Source organism: Inquilinus sp. 2KB_23 (genome assembly GCF_052115705.1).
Classification (GTDB): domain Bacteria; phylum Pseudomonadota; class Alphaproteobacteria; order DSM-16000; family Inquilinaceae; genus Inquilinus; species Inquilinus ginsengisoli_A.
In genome coordinates, this window is the sequence record NZ_JBFRHF010000071.1 from 1 (window position 1) to 2,725 (window position 2,725).

Here is a 2,725-nt window from a genome sequence, read left to right on the forward strand (position 1 = left end):
GGTCCCTCCTCCAGCCGGAACAGGAACCACAGACGCTGCTGCGCATACGACAACGGCAGCCGCTCCGGACGCACCTGCCGCGCCAGGCCCGCCCGTCCCGGCCGCGCCGTGCCCAGCCGCTCCGCAAGCCCCGACACCGTCGGCGCCTCGAACAGGCTCCGGATCGTCACCTCGACCCCCAGGCTCGACCGGATCCGTCCGATCAGGTGGGTCGCCAGCAGCGAATGACCGCCGTGATCGAAGAACCCGTCGTCGATCCCCACCCGCTCCAGACCCAGCACCTCCGCGAACAGGCCGCACAGGATCTCTTCCTGCGCCGTCCGCGCCACCCGGCCACCGGCCGACACCCGCTCCGGCGCCGGCAGTGCCTTGCGATCGAGCTTGCCGTTCGGCGTCAGCGGCAATGCCTCCAGCACCACCACCGCCGACGGCACCATGTGCTCCGGCAGGCGCTGCCCCACATGCCGGCGCAGATCCGCCCCATCAGGCGAGGTGCCCGACGCCGCCACCACATAGCCCACCAGCTGCTTCTGACCCGGATGGTCCTCCCGCGCGATGACGGCGGCGTGGGCCACGGCGGGATGGCTGCCGAGCGCCGCCTCGATCTCCCCTGGCTCGATCCGGAACCCGCGGATCTTCACCTGCTCGTCCGCACGGCCCTGGTACTCCAGCTCTCCATCCGGCCGCCAACGCGCCACATCTCCCGTCCGGTACATCCGCTCCCCAGGACCTCCGAACGGACACGCCACGAACCGCTCCGACGTCAGGCCCGGCCGGTTGAGGTAGCCGCGGGCAAGACCCGCTCCAGCCACATACAGCTCCCCCGACACCCCCACCGGAACCGGCTGCAATCCTCCGTCCAGCACGTACACCGCGAGGTCGGGGATCGGCTCACCGATCAGACTGCCGGCGCCGCCGGCGACCAAACTCTGGCTCAGCCTCCTGTGGGTGACATGAACGGTTGTCTCCGTGATCCCGTACATGTTGACGAGGATCGGAGCGTCGTCCGGATGCCTGCGATACCACGGGGCCAGCCTTTCGAGATCGAGCGCCTCTCCCCCGAACACGATGCAGCGGAGGGAGAGCGCCTGCCGGGAGGTAGGCTCGTCGCTTTCGGCCTGCATCAGCTGGTAGAAGGCGGATGGAGTCTGGTTGAGAACTGTCACTTTCTCCCGGGCGAGCAGATCCCGGAACTCGACCGGAGAACGACTGACGGCGAAGGGCACCACCACCAGGCGCCCGCCGCGCAGGAGCGCCCCCCAGATTTCCCAGACCGAGAAGTCGAACGCGTAGGAGTGGAACAGCGTCCAGACGTCATCCGCCCCCGGGCTGAACCAATGGTCCGTGGCATCGAAGAGCCGTACGACATTGCGATGCGGGACCAGCACGCCCTTGGGGCGTCCGGTGGAGCCGGAGGTGTAGATCACATAGGCCGGGTGCCCGGGCCGCAGCCGCGCCGTCCGCTCCCCGTCACCGGGATCGTGCTCAGGCGCCGCCGACAGCACCGGATCCTCCAGCCGCAGGACCGGCACGGGGCTTCCCGCAGGGATCGCTGAAACCGCCGTTCCCGTCGTGATGATGCAGCGCGGCCCGGCATCCTCGAGCATATATCCCAGGCGCTCCGGCGGATACTCCGGGTCCAGCGGCAGATACGCTGCCCCCGCCTTCAACACAGCCAGCACCGACACGACCATCGACACCGACCGCGGCACGGCGAGCGCCACGATGTCCTCGGGACCCACGCCTCTCGAGATCAGCACATGCGCCAGGCGGTTCGCCCGGCGGTTCAACTCGGCGTAACTCACCGATTCCGCGCCGAGAACCAGCGCCACCGCATCCGGCGTCCGGCGCACCTGCGCCTCGAACAGATCCGGCACCGTCTCAACGGACACCGCCTGCCCCGCCGCATTCCACCCCGGCAGCAGCCGAGCCCGCTCCTCGACACCCAGCAGGTCGATGGTACCGACGGCACGTGTGGGATCGGAGATGATGGCGTCGAGTACGCGTTGCAGACGGGTGGCGATCGCCTCCACGGCCTCGCGTTCGAACAGGTCCGGGCGAAAGCCGAAGCGCAGCTGGATCTGCTCCCCAGGCAGAACGAGCAGTCCGAGCGGATAATGCGAGACGTCGCCACCGAAGCCCTCCGCTTGAGCCACGGAGAGGCCGGAGATCGCCCGCTCGCCCGCCGCTGCAGTCGGATAGTTTTCGAAGACGAGGAGTGTGTCGAAGAGGTCGGGGAAGCCGGCGACCTGCTGGATGCGGGTGAGGCCGAGATGCTGGTGGGCGAGCAGGCGGGACTGTTCGTCCTGCAGCCGGACCAGCAGCGCTTGCAGCGGCTCCGCCGGACGCAGCCGCAAGCGCAGCGGCAGCGTGTTGATCAGCAGCCCCACCATGGCCTCGATCCCGGGCAGCTCCGCCGGCCGTCCCGACACCGTCACGCCGAACACCACGTCGTCCCGTCCGGTCAGACGCCCCAGCAGGATGCCCCAGGCCCCCTGCACCAGCGTGTTCACCGTCAGCCCGAGCCGGCGGGCCTGCCGCGTCAGCGCCGACGTCTGCTCCGTTGTCAGCGCCACCGACACCGTCTCCGGCATCGTCGCCGCCGTCGGCCGCCTCGGTGCCAGCCGCGTCGGTTCCTCCAGACCCTGCAGCGCCTCCCGCCACGCCGCCTCCGCCGCTGGCCCGTCCTGCCGCCGCAGCCAGTCCAGGTAGTCCCGGAACGGCG

1 protein-coding gene is annotated in these 2,725 nt (G+C 69.9%); it reads right to left on the reverse strand.

All coding sequences use genetic code 11. The features are described 5' to 3' along the window. On the reverse strand, positions 1–2,725 hold a 2,725-nt coding region (locus AB4112_RS35900; protein WP_441727239.1), incomplete at both ends, for a non-ribosomal peptide synthetase.